We start from the raw sequence: 21,809 nt of genomic DNA, 5'->3' as shown, positions 1-21,809 counted from the left end.
CTGCCGCGCGGCGGGCGCCGCGTCGAGAGCATCCGCGCCGGGTCCGCCGACGGAGTGGGCCGTCATGTGCCGCGGGCCGCCCGCCGATGTCCGCCCGGCCCCTACGGGTCATCCGACCACTGTCTCAACTCACGCTCCCGCACACCCCATTGACAGGATTCTGGGCCCGCTCAATCATCAGACATCCGATGAATGGAGCCGCGCATGAGCATGTCTCCCCTTCCAAGACGCCAGGTTCTGGGCACCGCCGCGGGTGCCGTCACGGCGGCCGCCCTGCCGCTCGCCGCGACCACCCCGGCCCATGCCGCCGAAGCGGCCGGTCCACGTCCCGGCACGCCCGCCGCGGCGGACGCAGCCACGCCGTGGGCTCCCGTGCCCGCCGCGGTCCCCGTGCCCCTCGACGCCCTCTACGACAACGACGGCATCGACACCGCCGACGCCCCGGGCGGTGACTTCGACGGCTCCGGCTACACCTTCCCCGGCGAGGAACTCCCGGCCGGCCGGGTCGAGGTCGACGGCGTCCCCTTCGACTTCCCCGCCGCCGCGGCGGGCGCCGGGAACAACGTTGTCGCGCTCGGCCAGCGCGTCGACCTCCCCGAGGGCCACTACCTGTCGGCCGTCTTCCTCACCGCAGGCAGCTACGGAAACGCCGCCGGCCGGGCCACCGTCCACTACGCCGACGGCACGACCACCACCGCCGGTCTGAGCGGCGGCGACTGGTACGCCGTCGGCGGCTCCCTGGCGGCGCCGTACCGCTACCTGCCCGGCGGCGGCAAGGACCAGCACGGCGTCGGCATCGGCACCTCGGAGGTGTGGATCGACCCGCGGCGCGAGGCCGTCGGCATCACCCTGCCGGTCACCAACCCGGCCGAGGCCGGCAGGACCGCCCTGCACGTCTTCGCGCTCTCCCTCCAGCCCGTCGCCCAGGGGCGCGCGCTGGCCCTGCGCGACGCCCGCTCGACCGCCTCCCTGCTGGACGCCACCGGGGCCCAGAGCGTCGAGGCCACCGTCGTCAACGCGGGCACCGTCGCCGTCCTGGCCCGCGACGCGGTGTCCGTCCGCGTCGACGTCCCCGGCGCCCGTACCGTGGAGCCCGCCCGCATCCGCCGCCTGGACCCCGGTGAACAGGCCCGGGTGCGGATCGGCATCCGCGGCCGCGCCGGCACCGCGCCCGGCACCGTGCGGGACGGCACGGTCAGCGTCCACGGACGCGGCACACAAGTGGTCGCCAGCCGCCGCCCGTTGACGCTGGGCACCGCCGACTACCAGCCCACCGAGGGATCGTTGGCCGGTCACCGGGCTCCGTACTGGTTCAACGAGGCCAAGTTCGGCATCTTCATCCACTGGGGCGTGTACTCGGTGCCCGCGTGGGCGCCGGTCGGGGTGCAGTACGCCGAGTGGTACTGGGACCAGATGCAGGACCCGGGAAACCCCACCTACGCCTACCACCGGGACACCTACGGCGAGGACTTCGCCTACGACGACTTCATCCCGCGGTTCACCGCCGAGAAGTTCGACCCGCGGGCGTGGGTGGAGCTGTTCCGGGACGCGGGTGCCCAGTACCACGTGCTGACCTCCAAGCACCACGAGGGCTTCGCCCTGTGGGACACCAAGGTCTCCGACCGCAACTCCGTGCGCATGGGGCCGAGGCGGGACCTGGTCGGGGAGCTGTTCCAGGCCTCCCGCCGGTACACGCCCGAACTCCACCGCGGCCTGTACTTCTCCATGCCCGAGTGGTTCAACCCCGACAGCCCCTGGATGGGGCACGCCCCGCGCAACCCGTACACGCTGGAGCCGCTGCCGTACACCGGATACACCTCCGGCAAGGACTACGTGCGCGACCTCCAGGCCCCGCAGATGCTCGAACTGATCCACGGCTACGACCCGGAGATCATCTGGTGCGACATCGGCGGCGACAACGACAGCGTCCACGTCCTCGCCGAGTACTTCAACCACGCCAAGAACCGGGCCCGTCCCGTCGACGTGACCGTCAACGACCGCTCGGGCATCGGCTTCCACGACTTCACCACGCCCGAGTACGCGACGTACGCCGACACGGTCGTCGCCAAGTGGGAGGCCAGCCGCGGTCTGGACCCGCGCAGCTACGGCTACAACCGGGCCACCCCGGACGACGCCTACATGAGCACCGAGGAGGTGGTGCACACCCTGGTCGACATCGTCTCCAAGAACGGCAACTTCCTGCTCGACATCGGTCCGCGCGCCGACGGCACCATCCCGGAGATCATGCAGACCCGGCTGCGGGAGACCGGCGCCTGGCTCGCGGTCAACGGCGAGGCGATCTACGGCACCACCTACTGGTCGCGCACCGCCCAGCTCGGCGAGGACCTCCGGTTCACCGTCCGCCCCGACGAGGCCTTCTACATCCACTCCCTGACCCGGCCCGGCGCCAGGCTCACCGTCGAGGCGCCGATACCGGTCCGGGCCGGCGACAAGGTGACCATGCTCGGTCACCACCGGCCGCTGACCTGGACCGTCTCGGGCGGAGCCCTGGTGATCGACGTACCCGAAGCGGCCCGGCGGGCGGGACGGCACGCCTGGGTCTTCAAGGTGGAGTGGCAGCGCTGAGGCGGCGACCGCACCGGCGGCGTTCGCGGCGCTCCCGCCGGTCACAGCACTAGGAACGGGCCGCGGGTGCCGTGCTGCCCCGTACCGTGAGCCGGGGCACCGGCACCCGCACCGCCCGGGCCGCACCGCCGTCCAGCAGGGCCGTGAGTTCACGCGCGGCCACCCGGCCGAACTCGGCGCTGTCCCGGGACAGCGCCGACAGCCACGGCTTGACCATGCGGCACAGGGCCGAGTCCTCCCAGGAGACCACCGAGACGTCGGCCGGGACCGAGCGGCCGAGTTCGGCGGCGGCCGCGACCCCGGCCACCGCCATCACGTCGTTGTCGTAGATCAGGGCCGTCGGCGGCTCGGCCGCCCGCAGGACCCGGCGGGTGACGGCCGCGCCCTCGGCGTCGGAGTAGTCGGTGGTGACCGAGCGGACCTCGGACAGGCCCCGGCCGTCCGCTTCGGCGCGCAGCGTGCGGATCCGCCGCTGGGTGTGGGCGAGGCCGGGCAAGCCCGCGATGTGCACGATCCTGCGGTGGCCCAGCGCCGTCAGCTCGTCGACCACGGACGCCATAGCGGCCGCGTCGTCCGCCCACACCGTCGACAGACCGGGATGGCGTTCGTCGGGGGCACCGCCGATCACCACGGCGGGCAGGCCGAGTTCGTCCAGCAGGCCGGGGCGGGGATCCTCGGCGCGCGGGTCCACCACCAGGATGCCGTCCACGCGGTGCTCCGCCCACCAGCGGCGGTACACCGCGCACTCGTCGGCCACGTCCTCCGCCATCTGGAAGAGCAGGCCGAGATGGCGTTCGGCGAGCACCTCCTGGATGCCGGAGACCAGTTGGAGGAAGAAGGAGTCCACGCCCAGCGAGTGCGCGGGACGGGCCAGGACGAAGCCGACCGTGGCCGCGCCCTCCCCGGACAGGGCGCGGGCGGCCGTGCTGGGCCGCCAGCCGAGTTCCTCGGCGACCCGGTGCACCCGGGCCCTGGTGGTCTCCGAGACCCCCGGGCGGTCGTTGAGCGCGAAGGAGACCGCGCTCTCGGAGACCCCGGACCTGCGCGCGATGTCCTTCATCGTCGGCCGGCGCGCGGGGCGGGGCTTCTCCGCCAACTCGTCTCCTCGATCGGTGGGGGCGGCGATCTGCTAATGCGCTTGAGTTCGAACACCCTAAAGCGCATTAGCGATCGCCCGCAATACCCTCACAACACCCGACTGAGCAGGGGTTTTGAGCCACTAATGACTTTAGCTCCGCCGAATCCATTGACGCGTCGCCAAATCGGCGTGCAAGGTCTGGCCCGGCACCTTCGGCCGCCCCGCTGCAAAGGAGCAACGGACCATGCGCATCTCCCGCAGAGCCCTCGCCATCGCCGCTGCCGCCGTCCTAGCCCTGCCGCTGAGCGCCTGCGGTTCCGGGGCGGACGGCGGCGGTTCCACCGACGCCTCCGGCAAGGTCGAGGGCGACATCACCTTCCAGACCTGGAACCTGCGCGCGAACTTCAAGCCCTACTTCGAGGGCCTGGTCGCGGACTTCGAGAAGAAGTACCCGGACACCCACGTGAAGTGGATCGACCAGCCCGCCGAGGGCTACGCCGACAAGATCAGCGCGGACGCGGCCGGCGGCACCCTGCCCGACGTCGTCAACGTCTCCCCGGACCTCGTCGCCCCGCTGGCCAAGGCGGGCCTCGCGCTCGACCTCGACAAGGCCGCGGCCAAGTACAGGTCCGAGTACCTGGACGGGGCCTGGGCCGGCCACCGGATACCGGGGATGAGCGGCACGTACGCCTTCCCCTGGTACCTCAACACCGGGCCGCTCTTCTACAACAAGGCGCTGTTCCAGCAGGCCGGCCTCGACCCCGCGCAGCCGCCGAAGACCTACGACGACCTCTTCGCCGACGCCCTGACGATGGCGCACAAGAGCGACGGCAAGGTCGCCACCCTCGCCAACGTCCCCACCATCGAGGACTTCGGACGCTACGGCGTCGAGCTGATGGACGAGAAGGGCACCCGGTTCGCCTTCAACGACGCCAAGGGGGTCGACATGCTCACCAAGTACAAGGAGCTGTACGACGCCAAGGCGCTCGACCCGCAGGCGCTCACCGCCACCCCGGAGTCCTCGGGCAAGAAGTTCCTCACCGAGGCCGTCGCCATGAACCCCGGCAGCGCCCTCGACCTCGACAACTTCAAGAAGCAGGCGCCGAACCTGTACAAGAACATCGGCATCACCGACCAGATCACCAGCACCGGACACGCCAACATGTACGTGATGGGCGTGATGGTCAACTCCCGGACCAGGCACACCGCCGCCTCCGTCGCCTTCGCGCACTTCGTGACCGACGCCCAGAACCAGATGACCTTCGCCAAGCAGGTCGCCATCTTCCCCAGCACCGCCGGCTCCCTGGACGACCCGTACTTCACCAAGGAGGACGGCACCGACGAGACCCGGGTGCGGATCGCCGCCGCCAAGTCCCTGAAGACGGCCGTCAACTACACGCCGGTGCTGTTCAGCGACCAGATGAAGACCGCCCTGCGCAACGAGGTGGCCAAGGCCCTCCAGGGCAAGGAGAGCCCCAAGGCGGCTCTGGACAACGCTGTCAAGGCCTGCGACCAGCTGCTCCGGCAGCAGGGCTGAGGGGCGGGCCGTGGCCGGCGTGTCCCGCGTGCGGCGTCAGCTGCCCACCAGTCCCTGGCTGTTCGCCGCTCCCGGGCTGCTGGTCGTCGGCGCCTTCGTGCTCTACCCGTTCGTCTCCACGGTGGTCAACTCCTTCACCGACCGCCGCACCCTGATCCCCGGCCGGTTCGTCGGCCTCGCCAACTTCCAAGAGCTGATCCACGACGACATGTTCTGGACCGGCCTGCGCAACAGCACCCTCTACGTCGTCGTGGTCGTGCCCGCCCTCGTCCTGCTGCCGCTGCTGCTCGCGCTGCTGGTGCAGAAGAACATCCCGGGCATCACCTTCTTCCGGTCCGCCTTCTACACCCCGGTCGTCGCCTCGATCGTCGTGGTCGGGCTCGTCTGGGTCTGGCTGCTCGACGAACGCGGCCTGGTCAACTCGCTGCTGGAGACGGTCGGGATCGGCCGGATCGGCTTCCTCAGCGACCAGTGGCTGCTCCTGCTGAGCGCGATGGCGGTCACGGTCTGGAAGGGCCTCGGCTACTACATGATCATCTATCTCGCGGCGCTGGCCAACGTCCCACGCGAACTGCACGAGGCCGCCGCCGTGGACGGCGCGGGTCCGGTGCGCCGCTTCCTCTCCGTCACCGTGCCCGCCGTGCGCTCCACGATGGTGCTGGTGGCCGCACTCTCCTCGGTCGCCGCCTTCAAGGTGTTCTCCGAGGTGTACCTGATGGCGGGTCCGGACGGCGGCCCGGCCGGCGAGGACACCACGCTGGTGATGCTCGTGCAGCGCACCGGCACCGGACTCACCGGCCGGGTGGGCTACGCATCGGCGCTCTCCGTGGTCGTCTTCGCCGTCACCGTCGCGCTGATGCTGCTCGTGCTGCGCGCCGACCGGAGGGACCGCCCGTGAACGCCACCCGGGGCCGCCTCACCGACGAGCACGGCCATCGCATCGGCGTCGGCGAACTGGTGCTGCGCTACCTCCTGTTGCTGCTCGTGCTGGCGGTCACCGTCGGGCCCTTCCTGTGGCAGCTGTCCACCTCGCTCAAGGGGCCGACCGAGAACATCTTCAGCTCGCCCCCGAGCTTCCTGCCCGAGCACCCCACCCTGCACAACTACCAGCGGGTCGCCGACACCATCCCCGTGTGGGACTACGCCCTCAACTCGCTGAAGGTGGCGAGCGCCAGCGTCGTCACCAACTGCGTCGGCTCCGCGCTCGCCGGGTACGCGCTGGCCCGGCTGCGCTACCGGGGCCGCCGCGCGGCCACCCTGGTCTTCGTCCTCGCGATGCTCGTGCCGGTGGAGGGGATCATCATCGCCCAGTTCACCACCATGCGGGAACTCGGCCTCAACAACACCCTGATCGGTGTCGTCCTGCCCGGCTCCATCGGCGCCCTGAACGTCCTGCTGATGCGCAACGCGTTCCTCAACCTGCCCTACGAGATCGAGGAGGCGGCCTACGTCGACGGCGCCGACGTCTGGCAGCGGTTCTGGCGGATCGCCCTGCCCTCGGTCAAGGGCACCGTCGCCGTCGTCGCGATCTTCGCCTTCATGGGCGCCTGGGACGACTTCCTCTGGCCCCTGATCGTGCTCAGCGACCCATCAAGGTTCACGCTCACCATCGGCCTCAACTACCTGCACGGCACCTTCGCCAACGACGAACGCCTCGTCGCCGCCGGCACCGTGATCGCCGTGGCCCCGCTCATCGCCCTGTTCGCCTGCCTGCAGCGGTACTTCTTCCGCGGGGTCGGCGAAGGCGCCGTCAAGGGCTGAACCCCCGTTCCCGCAAGGAGACCGCATGCCCCCGGCCGTGCGCTTCGGCGTCAACTACACCCCCAGCGAAGGTTGGTTCCACCACTGGCTCGACTTCGACCTGGACTCCGTACGCGCCGACCTCGACTCCATCGCCACCCTCGGACTCGACCACATCCGGGTCTTCCCGCTGTGGCCCTACTTCCAGCCCGACCGCACCCTGATCCGGCCGCGCGCGGTCGAGCAGCTGGTCGCGCTGGCCGACGCGGCCGCCGAACGCGGACTCGACGTCAACGTGGACGGCCTGCAGGGGCACTTGAGCAGCTTCGACTTCCTGCCGGCCTGGACCCGGACCTGGCACCGGCGCAACCTCTTCACCGACCCGGACGTCGTGGCGGGAGAGGCCGCCTACCTGCGCGCCCTCGCCGCGGCCCTCGCGGACCGGCCCAACTTCATCGGGATGACCATCGGCAACGAGGTCAACCAGTTCGCCGCGGGCCCGCATCCGGACCCCGACCGGGCCACCGAGGAGGAGGCCGGGCGCTGGCTGACCCGGCTGCTGGCCGCCTGCGCCGAGGCCGCCCCCGGCAAACTGCACCTGCACGCCTCCTACGACGCCGCCTGGTACCAGGACGACCAGCCCTTCACCCCCGCCCACTCGGCCCGGCTCGGCGACCTCACCGCCGTGCACTCCTGGGTGTTCGACGGCACCGCCCAGCGGCACGGCCGCAGCGCCCCGCAGACCGAGCAGCACGCCGCCTACCTGGTGGAGCTGAGCAAGGCCTGGGCCGAGGAACCGCACCGGCCGGTATGGCTCCAGGAGGTGGGCGCGCCCGCGCCGCTGATCCCCGCCGAGCACGCCGCCGCGTTCACCGAGGCGACCCTCACCGCCGTACTGGACTGCCCCGACCTGTGGGGCGTCACCTGGTGGTGCTCGCACGACGTCAGCCGCAGCCTCGCCGACTTCCCCGAACTCGAATACGGGCTCGGCCTGTTCACCAACGACCGCAAACCCAAGGACCTGGCCCACGTCCTCGCGGCCGCCGAGCCGACGACGCCAGGCACGCGCGGCACGGCACTCGTCGTGCCCTCCGACCGGGCCCGGCGCTCCCGGTCCGCGCCCGGCGGGCCCGTCTTCGACGCCTGGTTCCGGCTCGCCGCGGACGGCGCCCGCCCCACCACCGTCCTCGACACCCGCGCGCAGGACCGGGACCACCTCACCGCGCGCGGCATCACCGAGGTCGTCACTCCCGATCAGGTACTCCCCACCCCACCCGGAGGCACCCGCTCGTGAACCCCCGCACAGCCCCGAGGCGACGGCACGGTTCGAAGCGCGTGCGGTAGGGGAGCAGTAGACCTCGGCGGCCCCCGTGACCGTCACGCACACCTTCGGCAACCGGTAACGAACAAACGGAGCACCCGCATGCATGACGACCGCAGCTTGGTGGAAGCCCGCCTCAGGCGCGTCCTCGACGAGCGCATCCGCCCCGCCGTGTACCCCGAGTCCGTGCCGCTCGACGTCGCCGTGTGGCACGCGCCCGGCGAACCCGTCCCGGTCGCCGAGGGGCTCGCCGCCGAGCCCGGGCCGATCGAGGTCGGCGCGCGGTGGGGTGCTCCGTGGGGCACCAGCTGGTTCCGGGTGACCGGGACCGTCCCCGAGGAGTGGGCGGGCCGGACCGTGGAGGCCCTGCTCGACCTCGGCTTCGACGAGAACATGCCCGGCTTCCAGTGCGAGGGCCTGGTCTACCGGCCCGACGGCACCCCCGTGAAGGGCCTCAACCCCCGCAACCAGTGGGTCAGGATCGGCGCCCCGGTGGCGGGCGGCGAACAGGTGCGGCTGCACGTCGAGGCCGCCTCCAACCCCGTCATCCTCGACTACCACCCCTTCCGGCCCACCCGGCTGGGCGACAAGGACACCGCCGGACACGAGCCGCAGTACACACTCACCCGGATGGACCTCGCCGTCTTCGACGAGACCGTGTGGAACCTGGTGATCGACCTGGAGGTGCTCGGCGAGCTGATGGCCGAACTCCCGGCGGACGGCCCGCGCCGCTGGGAGATCCTGCGGGCGGTCGAGGCGGCCCTGGACGCGGTCGATCTCCAGGACGTCAACGGCACCGCGGAGTCCGCGCGTTCCCGGCTCGCCGGCGTCCTGTCCGTCCCCGCCGCGCCGTCCGCGCACCGGATCAGCGCGGTCGGCCACGCGCACATCGACTCGGCGTGGCTGTGGCCGCTGCGCGAGACGGTCCGCAAGGTGGCCCGCACCACCGCCAACATGACCGCCCTCATCGAGGACGAGCCCGACTTCGTGTTCGCCATGTCCCAGGCGCAGCAGTGGGCGTGGGTGAAGGACCACCGGCCCGAGGTGTGGGCGCGGGTCAAGAAGGCGGTCGCGGACGGCAGGTTCGTGCCGGCCGGCGGGATGTGGGTGGAGTCGGACACCAACATGCCGGGATCGGAGGCGATGGCCCGTCAGTTCGTGCACGGGAAACGCTTCTTCCTGGACGAGTTCGGCATCGAGAACGACGAGGCGTGGCTGCCGGACACCTTCGGCTTCGCCGCCGGGCTCCCGCAGATCATCCGGGCGGCGGGCGCCTCCCGGCTCCTCACCCAGAAGATCTCCTGGTCCCGGACGAACAAGTTCCCCCACCACACCTTCCAGTGGGAGGGCATCGACGGCACCCGGATCTTCACCCACTTCCCGCCCGTCGACACCTACAACTGCTCCATGAAGGGCAGCGAACTCGCCCACGCCACCCGCAACTTCAAGGACAAGGGCCGGGCCCGGCACTCGCTCGCCCCGACCGGCTGGGGCGACGGCGGGGGCGGCACGACCCGGGAGATGGTCGCGAAGGCGGCCCGGGTACGGGACCTGGAGGGCTCGCCCGCGGTCGTCTGGGAGACGCCTCGGGAGTTCTTCGAGAAGGCGGAGGCCGACTATCCGGACCCGCCCGTCTGGGTGGGCGAGCTCTACCTCGAACTGCACCGCGCCACCCTCACCAGCCAGGCGCAGACCAAGCAGGGCAACCGGCGCAGCGAACACCTCCTGAGGGAGGCCGAGCTGTGGGCGGCGACGGCCGCGGTGCGCACCGGATTCGTCTACCCCTACGAGGAGTTGGACCGGATCTGGAAGACGGTCCTGCTCCACCAGTTCCACGACATCCTGCCCGGTTCGTCGATCGCCTGGGTGCACCGCGAGGCCCGCGCCACCTACCGGCGGCTCGCCGCCGAACTCGACGCGATCATCGAGGCGGCCCAGCGCGCCCTGGCGGGCGAGGGCGACCGCCCGCTCCTGTTCAACGCGGCGCCGCACGCCCGCGACGGCGTGCCGGCCCTGGGCGCGGGCGCGGCGGCGCCGGCCGGCGAGGTGACGGTCTCGGAGCGCCCGGAGGGCGGCCGGACCCTCTCCAACGGTCTGCTCCGGATCGAGATCGACGCCCGGGGCCTGGTGGTGTCCGCGTACGACCTCGTCGTCGGCCGTGAGACCGTCGCCCCCGGCACGGCCGCCAACCTGCTCCAGCTCCACCCGGACTTCCCGAACATGTGGGACGCCTGGGACGTCGACGCGTTCTACCGCAACGCGGTCACGGACCTCACCGGCATCGACGAGCTGACGGCCGGCACGGACGGCCGCTCGGTCCGGATCACCCGGTCCTTCGGCTCCTCCCGCGTCACCCAGGTGCTGTCGCTGTCGCCGGGGGAGCGGCGCCTGGTGATCGACACGGAGGTGGACTGGCACGAGACGGAGAAGTTCCTGAAACTGGCCTTCCCGCTGGACCTGCACGCCGAACGCTACGCGTCGGAGACCCAGTTCGGCCACTTCCACCGGCCCACCCACACCAACACCTCATGGGAGGCGGCGAAGTTCGAGGCCTGCAACCACCGCTTCGTCCACCTGGAGGAGCCCGGCTGGGGCGTGGCGGTCGTCAACGACTCGACGTACGGACACGACGTGACCCGCGCGGTCCGCACGGACGGCGACCGGGGCACGACGACCACGGTCCGCGTCTCCCTGCTGCGCGCCCCGCGCTTCCCCGACCCCGAGACAGACCAGGGCGTGCACCGCTTCCGGCACGCACTGGTCCCGGGCGCGGGCATCGCGGACGCGGTGCGCGAGGGCTGGCGGATCAACCTGCCGGAGCGCCGGGTGACGGGCGGCCAGGAGGTGGCCCCGCTGGTCACCGTCGACGACGACGCGGTGGTCGTCACCGCCGTGAAGCTGGCGGACGACGGCAGCGGCGACGTGGTCGTCCGCTTCCACGAGGCCCACGGCGGCCGGGCCCACGCGACACTGACGGCGGACTTCGAGGTCGCGGGCGTCAGCGCGACGGACCTGCTGGAGCGGCCGTTGCCGGAGCGGGTGGAACTCGTGGGCGGCAGCGTGAAGCTGCGACTCCGTCCGTTCGAACTGAAGACGCTGCGCTTCACGCCCCTTTAGGGGCGCGAGGAACTGCGCGCCCAACCCCCACTCGGGCGCGCTCGCCGTACAGCGCTAATCCCCGAGCTGTGTGCGCAGCCACTCCTCCACCTCACCCACATGCGCCGCCGCCGCGGCCCTCGCCGCCTCCGGGTCACGGGCGACGAGGGCCCGGTGGATGGCGGCGTGCTCGCGCCGTGTCCGGGCGAACGCCCCCTCCTCCTCGTAGCCCCGCCACACCCGTGCCCGGAAGGTCCGCGACGACAGGCCCTCCAGGATCGCGGCCATCGTGTCGTTGCCGGCCGCCCCGGCGATCACGCGGTGGAACGCGAGGTCGTGCGCGAGGATCTCCTCGGGATCGTCCGTCGCGTTCATCGCCGTCAGGTGCTTCTCCACCTCGGCCAGCTGGTCCGCCGTGATCCGTGCGGCGGCCAGCGCGGTGGCCGTCGACTCCAGGACCCGCCGTACCTCCAGCAGCTCCACCAGCTGCGGCCCGCGGGACAGGTCGGCGACCACCCCGAACGTCTCCAGCAGGTCGCCCGCCTCCAGCTGGGTGACGTAGATGCCGGAGCCGTGCCGGGCCTCCAGCACGCCGAGGACGGTCAGGGCGCGGATCGCCTCCCGCATCGAGCTGCGGGACATGCCCAGTTGCGCGGCGAGGTCCCGTTCGGTCGGCAGTCGCTGGCCCGGCTCCAGGCGGCCCTCGCCGATCATCTCCTTGATCCGCTCGATGGCGCGCTGCGTCACCGTGCCCTTCTGAGGGGCCGCCTCGTCCACACCGCTCGCGTCCACGCCGTTCCTCCTGTCGCCGGTGCGCCGCAGTCTAATCAGCGATGTGGTCCGACCACTACGGCTTGATTCACGGAAAAACCGTGTTCGGAGGGTGTTGAAAGCGCCGAGTGGTCTGATAAGTATGCGGGCATCTGCTCGAACACGCTCGATGAGGAGCTGCCAGATGCCCGGCAGAACACTGAGGAAGCGGAACAGGTCCCGGATCATCGGCGCGACGGCCGTGGCCGTCGGCGCCTCGCTCGCGCTCGCCGCGTGCGGCAGCACGAAGGACACCGGCAGCGGCAGCGCCGGAGGCGGCGGAACCGGCAAGGTGGGGGTGATCCTGCCCCTGCTGACCTCGCCGTTCTGGCAGTCGTACAACGACTACGTACCCAAGATGGCGACGTCGGAGGGCGTCGAGGCGCTGAAGACGGTGAACTCCAACAGCGACCCGTCGCAGCAGATCACCGACATCAACAACGAGCTGAACCAGGGCGTGAAGGGGCTCGTCGTCGCCCCGCTGGACAGCGCGGCCATCGAGGCCGGACTCGACCAGGCCGAACGCAAGGGCGTGCCGGTGGTCGCCGTGGACGTGGCGCCCGACAAGGGCAAGGTCGCCATGGTGGTGCGCGCCGACAACGTGGCCTACGGCACCAAGGCCTGCGAGTACCTCGGCCAGCACGTCACCAGCGGCAAGGTCGTGCAGATCATGGGCGACCTCGCCTCGGTCAACGGCCGGGACCGCTCCGAGGCGTTCCGCACCTGCGTGAAGACGAAGTACCCGAAGCTCAAGGTGCTGGAGATCCCCGCCAAGTGGGAGTCCGACACCGCCGCCTCCAAGCTGGACACCCTGCTGAACGCCAACCCCGACATCAAGGGCATCTACATGCAGGCCGGCGGTGTCTACCTGGCGCCGACCCTGCAGACCCTGAAGTCCAAGGGCATGCTCAGGACGGCCGGGCAGAGCGGGCACATAGCGATCGTCTCCAACGACGGCATCCCGCAGGAGTTCGACGCCATCCGCAAGGGCGAGATCGACGCGACCGTCTCCCAGCCCGCCGACGCCTACGCCAAGTACGGCATGTACTACATCAAGGCGGCGATGGAGGGGAAGACGTTCAAGCCCGGTCCGACCGACCACGACTCCACGATCGTCAAGCTGCCCAGCGGCATCCTGGAGGACCAGCTGCCCGCGCCGCTCGTCACCAAGGACAACGTGGACGACCCGAAGCTGTGGGGCAACACGGTCAAATGAGCACGCCACTCGTAGAGGCCCGGGACATCGTCAAGCGGTACGGCCCCACCGTCGCCCTCGCCGACGGCCGGCTCACCGTGCTGCCCGGCGAGTCCCACGCCCTCGTCGGCCGCAACGGCGCCGGCAAGTCCACCCTGGTCACCGTCCTCACCGGCCTCCAGGCCCCGGACGAGGGCACGGTCCGCTTCGACGGCGAACCCGCGCCCCCGCTCACCGACCGGGACGCCTGGCGGAGCAAGGTCGCCTGCGTCTACCAGAAGCCGACCGTCGTACCGGAGCTGACGGTCGCCGAGAACCTGTTCATCAACCGGCAGCCGCTGCACCGGGGTCTCATCGGCTGGCGGCGGCTGCGGCGCGAGGCGGCCGAACTCCTCGACACCTGGGACGTCCGCGTCGACCCCGAGGCGCGGACCGCCGACCTCAAGGTCGAGGACCGCCAGATGGTCGAGATCGCGCGGGCGCTGAGCTTCGGCGCCCGGTTCATCGTGCTCGACGAGCCGACCGCCCAGCTCGACAACCGGGAGATCGAGCGGCTGTTCAGCCGGATGCGGGCGCTCCAGGACTCGGGCGTCACCTTCCTGTTCATCTCCCACCACCTCCAGGAGGTCTACGAGGTCTGCCAGACCGTCACCGTGCTGCGCGACGCCCGCTGGATCACCACCGCGCCCGTCGCCGATCTCCCGCGCCGGGCCCTGGTGGAGGCCATGGCGGGGGAGTCGATCGCCGAACAGGACCACGGCCGCGACGCGGTGGCGGACGGGTCGCCCGTGGTGCTGGACGCGCGCGGGCTGACCTCGCCGTCGTACCGGGACATCGACCTGACCGTGCGCCGGGGCGAGGTCGTGGGGATCGCCGGGTCCAGCGGCAGCGGCAAGATCGAGCTGGCCGAGTCCTTCGCCGGGCTGTACACGCCGACCGGGGGCTCCGCGCGACTCGACGGTGAGCCGCTGCCGTTCGGCGACGTGCGGGCCGCGCTGCAGGCCGGTGTCGGCTGCGTGCCGCGGGACCGGCACGGACAGGGGCTGGTCTTCGGGATGAGCATCGGCGACAACGCCACCATGAGCGTCCTGGACCGGCTCGGCCGCTTCGGGTTCGTCGCCCGCGACCGCAGGCGCCGCTTCGCCGAGGAGCTGATCGAACGCCTCGACATCCACGCCGAGGGACCCGAGCAGCCCGTCTCCGACCTGTCCGGCGGCAACGCGCAGAAGGTCGTCATGGCCCGCGCCCTGGCCTCCGACCCCCGGCTGCTCGTGCTCATCAACCCCACCGCGGGCGTCGACGTGAAGTCCAAGCAGTCGCTGCTCGCCCGCATGGACAACGCACGCGAGGACGGCACGGCGGTCCTGGTCGTCTCCGACGAACTCGACGACCTGCGCCGCTGCGACCGCGTCCTCGTCCTCTTCCACGGTCGCGTCGTCGCCGAGCACCCGGCCGGCTGGCGTGACCACGAGCTGATCGCCTCCATAGAAGGAGTGGACTCGATGCCCGCAGGAGCCGGCTCCCCGGCCGAAGGAGTGGACCATGGCTGACACGAAGGCCCCGTCGGCCTCGACGGCCGGTCCCCTGCGCGTCCCCGACGCCCGCGCCGCCAAGACCGTGCTGCTCCGCAGGGTCCGCGAACTCGCCCTCGTTCCAGCGCTGCTGGTGCTGCTGATCCTCGGTGCGATCGTCAACGACTCGTTCCTCACCGAGCGGAACCTGATCTCCATCCTGGGCGCCTCGGCGGCCCTGGCCATGGTGGTCCTCGCCGAGTCGCTGATCCTGATCACCGGAAAGATCGACCTGTCCCTGGAGTCGGTGGTCGGCATCGCGCCCGCCGTCGGCGCCCTGCTGGTGCTGCCGAGCGCGGAGTCCGGGTGGGGCACCGGATGGCCGGCCGGACTCGCGCTCCTCGCCGTCCTCGTCGTCGGCGGGGTGATCGGCGCCTTCAACGGGATCCTGGTGGTGAAGTTCAAGCTCAACGCCTTCATCGTCACCCTCGCCATGCTGATCGTCCTGCGCGGGCTGCTCGTCGGCGCCACCAAGGGCAAGACACTGTTCGGAATGCCCGACGCGTTCTTCTCCCTGGCCACCTCCACCTTCCTGCGGGTCCCGCTGTCGGTGTGGCTGGCCGCGGTCGCCTTCGGCGTGGCCGGACTGGTCCTGAGGTACCACCGGGTCGGCCGCGCCCTGTACGCCATCGGCGGCAACGCGGAGGCGGCCCGCGCGGCCGGTATCCGCGTCGACCGGGTGGTGCTCGGTGTCTCCGTCGTCGCGGGCGTCCTCGCCTCCGTCGGCGGGATCATGCAGACGGGCTACGTCGGCGCGATCAGCGCCAACCAGGGCAACAACATGATCTTCACGGTGATGGCGGCGGCGGTCATCGGCGGCATCAGCCTGGACGGCGGCAAGGGCACCATGTTCGGCGCCCTGACCGGCGTGCTCCTGCTGGGTGTCGTACAGAACCTGCTCACCCTGGCGCAGGTTCCCTCGTTCTGGATCCAGGCCATCTACGGCGGCATCATCCTCGTCGCCCTGATGATCGCCCGCGTCACCACGGGACGAGCGCAGGACTGAACGGCCCGCGTCCCGAACTCCCCCCGACGGAAAGGCAATCCGTGTCCCCGAGCCCCGGCCCCTCCGCTCGCGTCACCGCGGTCGACACCTACGACATCCGCTTCCCCACCTCGCGCGAGCTGGACGGCTCCGACGCGATGAACCCCGACCCCGACTACTCGGCGGCCTACGTCGTACTGCGCACCGACGCGGCCGACGGGCACGAGGGGCACGGGTTCACGTTCACCATCGGGCGGGGCAACGACGTCCAGGTCGCCGCGATCGACGCGCTGCGGAACCATGTGCTCGGCCGCCAGGTCGACGAGATCTGCGACGACCCCGCAACCCTCTTCCGGGACCTGATCGGCGACAGCCAACTGCGCTGGCTCGGCCCCGAGAAGGGGGTGATGCACATGGCGATCGGCGCGGTCACCAACGCGGTGTGGGACCTGGCCGCCCGCCGGGCCGGGAAGCCGCTGTGGCAGCTGCTCGCCGACGCCGAACCCGAGTGGATCGTCCGCCAGATCGACTTCCGGTACCTCACCGACGCCCTCACCCCCGAGGAGGCCCTCGGCATCCTCCGGCGCGCCCGCGAAGGCGCCGGCGAGCGCCGGGCCCGGCTCCTGGAACGCGGCTTCCCCGCCTACACCACCTCGGCCGGCTGGCTCGGCTACGACGACGAGAAGCTCACCCGGCTCGCGGCCCAGGCGGTCGCCGACGGCTTCCGGCAGATCAAGCTGAAGGTCGGCGCCGACCTCGAGGACGACATCCGGCGCTGCCGGGTGGCCCGTTCGGTCGTCGGCCCGGACATCCGGCTGGCCGTCGACGCCAACCAGCGCTGGAACGTCGACGAGGCGATCCGCTGGACCAAGGCGCTCGCCGAGTTCGACCCGTACTGGATCGAGGAGCCCACCAGCCCCGACGACATCCTCGGCCACGCCGCCGTCCGCCGGGCGGTGAACCCGGTCAAGGTCGCCACCGGCGAACACGTGCAGAACCGGATCGTCTTCAAGCAGCTGCTCCAGGCCGGCGCCATCGACATCGTCCAGATCGACGCGGCCCGGGTGGCCGGCGTCAACGAGAACCTCGCCGTCCTGCTGCTCGCCGCCAAGTTCGGCGTGCCCGTCTGCCCGCACGCGGGCGGCGTCGGACTGTGCGAACTCGTCCAGCACCTCTCGATGTTCGACTACCTCGCGGTCGCCGGCACCACCGAGGACCGGGTCATCGAGTACGTCGACCATCTGCACGAGCACTTCCGCGACCCGGTGGTCGTCCGGGAGGGTCACTACACGGCACCCACGGCACCTGGGTACTCGGCCGCCATGCGACCGGAGTCCGTCGCGCGGTACACCTACCCGGGCGGCAGCTTCTGGGCCGCCGACGAACAGACACAGGCACAGCTGCGCGCGCAGGAGAAGCAGCGGAAGGGACAGGCGGCATGACCGACTTCGAGGGCATCAGGGCCCTGGTCACCGGCGGCGCCTCCGGGATCGGGCGGGCCACCGCCGAACTCCTCGCCGAACGCGGCGCCCAGGTCGCCGTCCTCGACCTGGACCCGTCCGGCGTCGGGAAACCCCTGCTCGGCTTCCGGGCCGACGTCACCGACGACGCCTCGGTGCGTGCGGCCGTGGAGGGGGCGGCCGAGGCCCTCGGCGGCCTCGACGTACTGGTCAACAACGCCGGGATCGGTGCCCAGGGCACGATCGAGGACAACGCCGACGACGAATGGCACCGAGTCTTCGACGTCAACGTCCTCGGCATGGTCCGCACCGCCCGCGCGGCCCTGACCCACCTGCGCCGCTCGCGGAACGCGGCGATCGTGAACACCTGCTCCATCGCCGCCACCGCGGGGCTGCCGCAACGCGCCCTGTACAGCGCCACCAAGGGCGCCGTGTACTCCCTCACCCTCGCCATGGCCGCCGACCACCTCCGCGAGGGCGTCCGGGTCAACTGCGTCAACCCCGGTACGGCGGACACCCCGTGGGTCGGCCGCCTCCTGGACAACGCCCCCGACCCGGCCGCCGAGCGCGTCGCCCTGGAGGCCCGTCAGCCCTCCGGCCGGCTGGTCTCGGCCGCCGAGGTCGCGGGTGCCGTCGCCTACCTGGCGAGCCCCCTGTCCGGCGCCACCACCGGCACCTCGCTCGCCGTCGACGGCGGCATGCAGGGCCTCAGGCTCCGCCCGGAGGGCCGGTGAACACCCTCGGCCGAAGCGGCGTTCGGGTCAGCCCGCTGGGCCTCGGCACCGCGGCGATCGGCAACCTCTACACCGAAGTCCCCGACCGGCAGGCCCACGACACGGTCACCGCCGCCTGGGAGCAGGGCGTCCGCTACTTCGACACCGCCCCGCACTACGGCCTCGGCCTGTCCGAGCGGCGCCTCGGCGAGGCCCTGCGGGAACACGACCGGGACGCCTGCACCCTCTCCACCAAGGTCGGGCGCCGCCTGGAGCCCGGCCCCGGCGACGGTGACGACCTGGTCAACGGCTTCGCCGTGGCCGACTCCCACCGCCGGGTCTGGGACTTCACCGCCGACGGCGTCCGCCGCACCCTGGAGGCGAGTCTGGAACGGCTCGGCCTCGACCGGATCGACGTCGTCTATCTCCACGACCCCGACGACCACGCCGAACAGGCCTTCCGCGAGGGCTATCCGGCGTTGGAGAAGCTGCGCTCCGAGGGGGTGGTCGGTGCCATCGGCGCCGGCATGAACCAGACGGCGATGCTCACCCGGTTCGTCCGCGACACCGACGTCGACGTGGTGCTGTGCGCGGGCCGCTACACCCTCCTCGACCAGAGCGCCCTGGCCGATCTGCTGCCGGCCGCCGAGGAACGCGGCGCCTCGGTGGTGATCGGCGGGGCCTTCAACTCCGGCCTGCTGGCCGACCCGAGGCCCGACGCCACCTACGACTACGCGCGGGCCCCGCGGGAGCTGCTCGCCCGCGCGCTGCGGCTCAAGACGCTCGCCGAACGGCACGGCACCACGCTCAGGGCGGCGGCCCTCGCCTTCTGCGCCGCCCACCCGGCCGTGGCGAGCGTGCTGGTCGGCGCCCGCTCGGCGGCGGAGATCCAGGACGGGGCACGGCAGTTCGCCGCCCCGGTGCCCGCCGCCTTCTGGCAGGAACTGCGCGACAGCGGGCTGGTGGCCGCCGGCGCCCCGCTGCCCACGGAGAAGCCGGAGAAGACGGCGAGCACAGGAGACCCGGTGAGCACAGGAGACCCGGCGAGCACAGAAGACCCGGCGAACACGGAGGAGACGGCATGAGGGTCGCCCTGCACACCAAGGTCCGCCCGGACCGCGTCGCCGCGTACGAGGCCGCCCACCGCGAGGTCCCCGCCGAACTCACCGAGGCCATCCGTGCGGCCGGCGCCACCTCCTGGACCATCTGGCGCAGCGGCACCGACCTCTTCCACGTGCTGGACTGCGCGGACTACGGCGCACTCCTCGCCGAGCTGGACAAGCTGCCGGTGAACATCGCCTGGCAGGCCCGGATGGCCGAACTGCTCGACGTCGTCCACGACTACTCCGAGGCGGGCTCGGACGCCGGTCTGCCCGTCGTGTGGGAGCTGCCGTGACGGTCGACGCCCACCACCATGTCTGGGACCTCTCGGTACGGGACCAGGAGTGGCTCACCGCGGACGAACTCCGGCCGCTGAGGCGCAACTTCGGCGTCGAGGACCTGGAACCGGAGGCCCGGGCGGCCGGCGTCACCCGCACGGTCCTGGTGCAGACGGTCACCGTGCCGGAGGAGACCCCCGAGTTCCTCGCCCTCGCCGACACCCACGACCTGGTCGCCGGGGTCGTCGGCTGGACCGACCTGACCGACCCGGCGATCGCCGGTGAACTCGCCCGCCTCCGCGAACTCCCCGGCGGCGCCCACCTGAAGGGCATCCGCCACCAGGTGCAGGCCGAACCGGACCCGGAGTGGCTGCTGCGCCCCGACGTCCACCGCGGCCTGGCCGCGATCGCCGACGCCGGCCTCGTCTACGACCTGGTCGTACGGGCCCACCAGCTGCCGGCCGCCGTCAAGGCCGCCGATGCCCACCCGGACCTCACCTTCGTCCTGGACCACCTCGGCAAACCGCCGATCGCCGCCGGTGCCCCCGAACCGTGGGCCGGCGCGGTGCGTGCCCTGGCCGCCCTGCCGAACACCGTCTGCAAACTCTCCGGCATGGTCACGGAGGCCGACCCCGCCTCCTGGACGGTCGAGGACCTGCGCCCGTACGCGGAGACGGTGCTGGACGCCTTCGGCCCTGACCGCCTGATGTTCGGCTCCGACTGGCCGGTGTGCGTCCTGGCCGCGACCTACGCCGAAGTCCTGGACGCGGCCGAGCAGTTGATCGGCCCGAGCGAACGCACCCAGGTCTTCGAGACCACCGCCACCCGCGTCTACGGCCTCTGAGCGGCCCTCGACAGCCGGGTGGGCGGCATGAACTCCCGTACGTAGGAACGCTGCCAGCACGCGCCCCTCTCCCGCAGCTCCCGCCAGTCGGTGTACCGGTAGCGGAAGAGGCGGGCGCGGACGAAGCGCGGGGGCCGGTCGGGCGGGAAGGGGGAGCGGCGCAGCAGCCGCAGCGTGTCGCGGTCGTTCTCCAGGAGGCGTTCCAGCAGGCCGCCGAACCAGGGTTCGGCGTACGCGGGGGAGAGGGCGGCGAACCACATCAGCCAGTCCAGGCGGAGGTGGTAGGGCGCGAACTGGCGGGGCCAGTGGCGTGGATCGCCGGGCTTCCCCCTGAACTCGTACTCCCGCCAGTCGGCGTCCTCGCGCGGTGACTCGTCCAGGGTGCCCTCGACCACCACCTCGTACCGCAGCCTGCTGACGCTGCCGAAGGCACCGTAGGTGTTGACCAGGTGGAGCGGGTCGAAGGAGCGGTTCATCACCTGGCGGCGGGAGACCATGTTCAGCACCGGGCGGTGGCTGAGGAAGAGCAGCAGCGCGGCCACGGCGAGGACGACGGTCTCGTACCAGAGCGGCGCGCCGGGCGCGGCGGCGTGGCCGGCGGGCAGCCGCAGCGCGGACAGGGCCAGCACGATGGTGATCCAGTTCAGCCAGGAGAAGTTGCCGGAGGCCACCAGCCACAGCTGGGTCAGGATCATCAGCGACGCGGCCGCCGTCGCGACGGGCTGGGGCGTGAACAGCATGACGGGCACGACGAGCTGGGTGAGGTGGTTGGCGGCCACCTCCACCCGGTGCACCGGGCGGGGCAGGTGGTGGAAGAACCAGCTCAGCGGTCCCGGCATCGGCTGGGTCTCGTGGTGGTAGTCGAGACAGGTCAGCCTGCGCCAGCAGGCGTCCCCGCGCATCTTGATCAGACCCGCCCCGAACTCGACCCGGAACAGGATCCAGCGCAGCAGGAACAGGACGACGACCGGCGGCGCCACCTCGTCGTTGCCGAGGAGGGCGGCGAGGAAGCCGACCTCCAGGAGCAGCGACTCCCAGCCGAACGCGTACCAGGTCTGGCCGACGTTGACGATCGACAGGTACAGGGCCCAGGGGACCAGCCACAGCACCATCGCGGCCCACAGCGGAAGCAGGGAGTCCAGCCCGGCCAGCAGCGCCGCCGACACCGCGCAGCCCGCCCAGGCGCAGGCGGCGAAGAAGCGGTCCGAGTAGTGCAGGTGGAAGAGGCTCGGCGCCCTGCGGAAGGGGACCCGGGCGACGAACTCCGGGATCGGCAGCATCCCGCGCTCGCCCAGCAGGGCCCGGAACTGGAGCGCCGCCGCCAGGAACGCGACCAGGTACACGCCGGCCAGCGCCCGCTGGAAGACCAGCCGGCTCAGCCAGTACCCGGGTGCGGTGAACCAGTCCACGGCCGTGCGCCCCTGCCTCTCTGCGGCCTGCGGCCCGGTGTCGGGACGGGGCCTGTCACCCTGTGTACCGCGTGCCCCGGGTCTC

At 71.7% G+C, this 21,809-nt stretch carries 17 protein-coding genes; 14 read left to right on the top strand and 3 right to left on the bottom strand.

Translation table 11 applies throughout. The features are described from left to right. Positions 1 to 210: 210 nt before the first annotated feature. Complete coding sequence (locus tag ACFY3I_RS00310) at positions 211 to 2,586, top strand: alpha-L-fucosidase (protein WP_390859397.1); 2,376 nt, start codon at positions 211 to 213, stop codon at positions 2,584 to 2,586. A 49-nt stretch (positions 2,587 to 2,635) separates the two neighbouring features. On the opposite strand, the gene ACFY3I_RS00305 is transcribed toward ACFY3I_RS00310, so the two are convergent. After that, complete coding sequence (locus ACFY3I_RS00305) at positions 2,636 to 3,646, bottom strand: LacI family DNA-binding transcriptional regulator (RefSeq protein WP_365286381.1); 1,011 nt, start codon at positions 3,644 to 3,646, stop codon at positions 2,636 to 2,638. 262 nt (positions 3,647 to 3,908) lie between these two features. Between ACFY3I_RS00305 and ACFY3I_RS00300 the strand changes: the two genes are divergently transcribed. The 5 genes from ACFY3I_RS00300 (at position 3,909) to ACFY3I_RS00280 (ending at position 11,379) form a co-directional block, all read left to right on the top strand. Beyond that, complete coding sequence (locus ACFY3I_RS00300) at positions 3,909 to 5,201, top strand: ABC transporter substrate-binding protein (RefSeq protein WP_390858658.1); 1,293 nt, start codon at positions 3,909 to 3,911, stop codon at positions 5,199 to 5,201. A 10-nt stretch (positions 5,202 to 5,211) separates the two neighbouring features. Next, positions 5,212 to 6,099, top strand: coding sequence for a carbohydrate ABC transporter permease (locus tag ACFY3I_RS00295; RefSeq protein WP_390858657.1), 888 nt, complete (start codon positions 5,212 to 5,214; stop codon positions 6,097 to 6,099). Continuing rightward, positions 6,096 to 6,962 (top strand): carbohydrate ABC transporter permease, encoded by an 867-nt coding sequence (locus tag ACFY3I_RS00290; protein ID WP_390858656.1) that lies wholly within the window; start codon positions 6,096 to 6,098, stop codon positions 6,960 to 6,962. Before ACFY3I_RS00295 ends, ACFY3I_RS00290 begins: the two co-directional genes overlap by 4 nt. Before the next feature lie 25 nt (positions 6,963 to 6,987). Beyond that, positions 6,988 to 8,235, top strand: a complete 1,248-nt coding sequence (locus ACFY3I_RS00285; protein WP_390858655.1) for a glycosyl hydrolase — start codon at positions 6,988 to 6,990, stop codon at positions 8,233 to 8,235. Positions 8,236 to 8,364: 129 nt separating this feature from the next. Further along, entirely contained in the window at positions 8,365 to 11,379 is a 3,015-nt protein-coding gene (locus ACFY3I_RS00280) for an alpha-mannosidase (protein ID WP_390858654.1), read from the top strand. A 54-nt stretch (positions 11,380 to 11,433) separates the two neighbouring features. Here the strand turns inward: ACFY3I_RS00280 and ACFY3I_RS00275 are convergent, their stop codons facing one another. Next, positions 11,434 to 12,135: a FadR/GntR family transcriptional regulator gene (locus ACFY3I_RS00275; protein ID WP_365286379.1), complete on the bottom strand. Its 702-nt coding sequence runs from the start codon at positions 12,133 to 12,135 to the stop codon at positions 11,434 to 11,436. Between the two features lie 178 nt (positions 12,136 to 12,313). Between ACFY3I_RS00275 and ACFY3I_RS00270 the strand changes: the two genes are divergently transcribed. The 8 genes from ACFY3I_RS00270 to ACFY3I_RS00235 are packed head-to-tail and all read left to right on the top strand — an operon-like array spanning position 12,314 to position 20,315. Continuing rightward, positions 12,314 to 13,384 carry a sugar ABC transporter substrate-binding protein gene (locus ACFY3I_RS00270; protein ID WP_390858653.1) on the top strand — a complete coding sequence of 357 codons (1,071 nt, stop codon included), beginning with the start codon at positions 12,314 to 12,316 and terminating at the stop codon, positions 13,382 to 13,384. Continuing rightward, positions 13,381 to 14,913: a sugar ABC transporter ATP-binding protein gene (locus ACFY3I_RS00265; protein WP_390858652.1), complete on the top strand. Its 1,533-nt coding sequence runs from the start codon at positions 13,381 to 13,383 to the stop codon at positions 14,911 to 14,913. The genes ACFY3I_RS00270 and ACFY3I_RS00265 overlap by 4 nt, the downstream gene beginning before the upstream one ends. Continuing rightward, positions 14,906 to 15,940 carry an ABC transporter permease gene (locus ACFY3I_RS00260; RefSeq protein WP_365286236.1) on the top strand — a complete coding sequence of 345 codons (1,035 nt, stop codon included), beginning with the start codon at positions 14,906 to 14,908 and terminating at the stop codon, positions 15,938 to 15,940. The genes ACFY3I_RS00265 and ACFY3I_RS00260 overlap by 8 nt, the downstream gene beginning before the upstream one ends. Positions 15,941 to 15,981: 41 nt before the next feature. After that, a complete protein-coding gene (locus ACFY3I_RS00255) occupies positions 15,982 to 17,361 on the top strand; it encodes an L-fuconate dehydratase (RefSeq protein WP_390858651.1) in 1,380 nt (459 codons plus the stop codon). After that, positions 17,358 to 18,113 (top strand): SDR family NAD(P)-dependent oxidoreductase, encoded by a 756-nt coding sequence (locus ACFY3I_RS00250; protein WP_390858650.1) that lies wholly within the window; start codon positions 17,358 to 17,360, stop codon positions 18,111 to 18,113. The genes ACFY3I_RS00255 and ACFY3I_RS00250 overlap by 4 nt, the downstream gene beginning before the upstream one ends. Further along, positions 18,110 to 19,177, top strand: coding sequence for an aldo/keto reductase (locus ACFY3I_RS00245; RefSeq protein ID WP_390858649.1), 1,068 nt, complete (start codon positions 18,110 to 18,112; stop codon positions 19,175 to 19,177). Before ACFY3I_RS00250 ends, ACFY3I_RS00245 begins: the two co-directional genes overlap by 4 nt. Then, positions 19,174 to 19,488 carry an L-rhamnose mutarotase gene (locus tag ACFY3I_RS00240; RefSeq protein ID WP_365286228.1) on the top strand — a complete coding sequence of 105 codons (315 nt, stop codon included), beginning with the start codon at positions 19,174 to 19,176 and terminating at the stop codon, positions 19,486 to 19,488. Before ACFY3I_RS00245 ends, ACFY3I_RS00240 begins: the two co-directional genes overlap by 4 nt. Then, complete coding sequence (locus ACFY3I_RS00235; RefSeq protein ID WP_390858648.1) at positions 19,485 to 20,315, top strand: amidohydrolase family protein; 831 nt, start codon at positions 19,485 to 19,487, stop codon at positions 20,313 to 20,315. The genes ACFY3I_RS00240 and ACFY3I_RS00235 overlap by 4 nt, the downstream gene beginning before the upstream one ends. Here the strand turns inward: ACFY3I_RS00235 and ACFY3I_RS00230 are convergent. Continuing rightward, positions 20,303 to 21,724, bottom strand: a complete 1,422-nt coding sequence (locus ACFY3I_RS00230; RefSeq protein ID WP_390858647.1) for a lipase maturation factor family protein — start codon at positions 21,722 to 21,724, stop codon at positions 20,303 to 20,305. The two genes, ACFY3I_RS00235 and ACFY3I_RS00230, sit on opposite strands and share 13 nt — an antisense overlap. Positions 21,725 to 21,809: the final 85 nt, after the last annotated feature.

Origin of the sequence: Streptomyces sp. NPDC001068, assembly GCF_042897315.1 — a bacterium.
Classification (GTDB): Bacteria; Actinomycetota; Actinomycetes; order Streptomycetales; family Streptomycetaceae; genus Streptomyces.
This window is presented reverse-complemented; position numbering and strand designations above follow the sequence as displayed.

Excerpts from the sequence above, each read along its gene's own strand:
- ACFY3I_RS00310 (WP_390859397.1), top strand. The coding sequence starts at position 211 with ATGTCTCCCCTTCCAAGACGCCAGGTTCTGGGCACCGCCGCGGGTGCC.
- ACFY3I_RS00240 (WP_365286228.1), top strand. The coding sequence starts at position 19,174 with ATGAGGGTCGCCCTGCACACCAAGGTCCGCCCGGACCGCGTCGCCGCG.
- ACFY3I_RS00300 (WP_390858658.1), top strand. The coding sequence starts at position 3,909 with ATGCGCATCTCCCGCAGAGCCCTCGCCATCGCCGCTGCCGCCGTCCTA.
- ACFY3I_RS00285 (WP_390858655.1), top strand. The coding sequence starts at position 6,988 with ATGCCCCCGGCCGTGCGCTTCGGCGTCAACTACACCCCCAGCGAAGGT.
- ACFY3I_RS00250 (WP_390858650.1), top strand. The coding sequence starts at position 17,358 with ATGACCGACTTCGAGGGCATCAGGGCCCTGGTCACCGGCGGCGCCTCC.
- ACFY3I_RS00270 (WP_390858653.1), top strand. The coding sequence starts at position 12,314 with ATGCCCGGCAGAACACTGAGGAAGCGGAACAGGTCCCGGATCATCGGC.
- ACFY3I_RS00260 (WP_365286236.1), top strand. The coding sequence starts at position 14,906 with ATGGCTGACACGAAGGCCCCGTCGGCCTCGACGGCCGGTCCCCTGCGC.
- ACFY3I_RS00280 (WP_390858654.1), top strand. The coding sequence starts at position 8,365 with ATGCATGACGACCGCAGCTTGGTGGAAGCCCGCCTCAGGCGCGTCCTC.
- ACFY3I_RS00265 (WP_390858652.1), top strand. The coding sequence starts at position 13,381 with ATGAGCACGCCACTCGTAGAGGCCCGGGACATCGTCAAGCGGTACGGC.
- ACFY3I_RS00305 (WP_365286381.1), bottom strand. The coding sequence starts at position 3,646 with ATGAAGGACATCGCGCGCAGGTCCGGGGTCTCCGAGAGCGCGGTCTCC.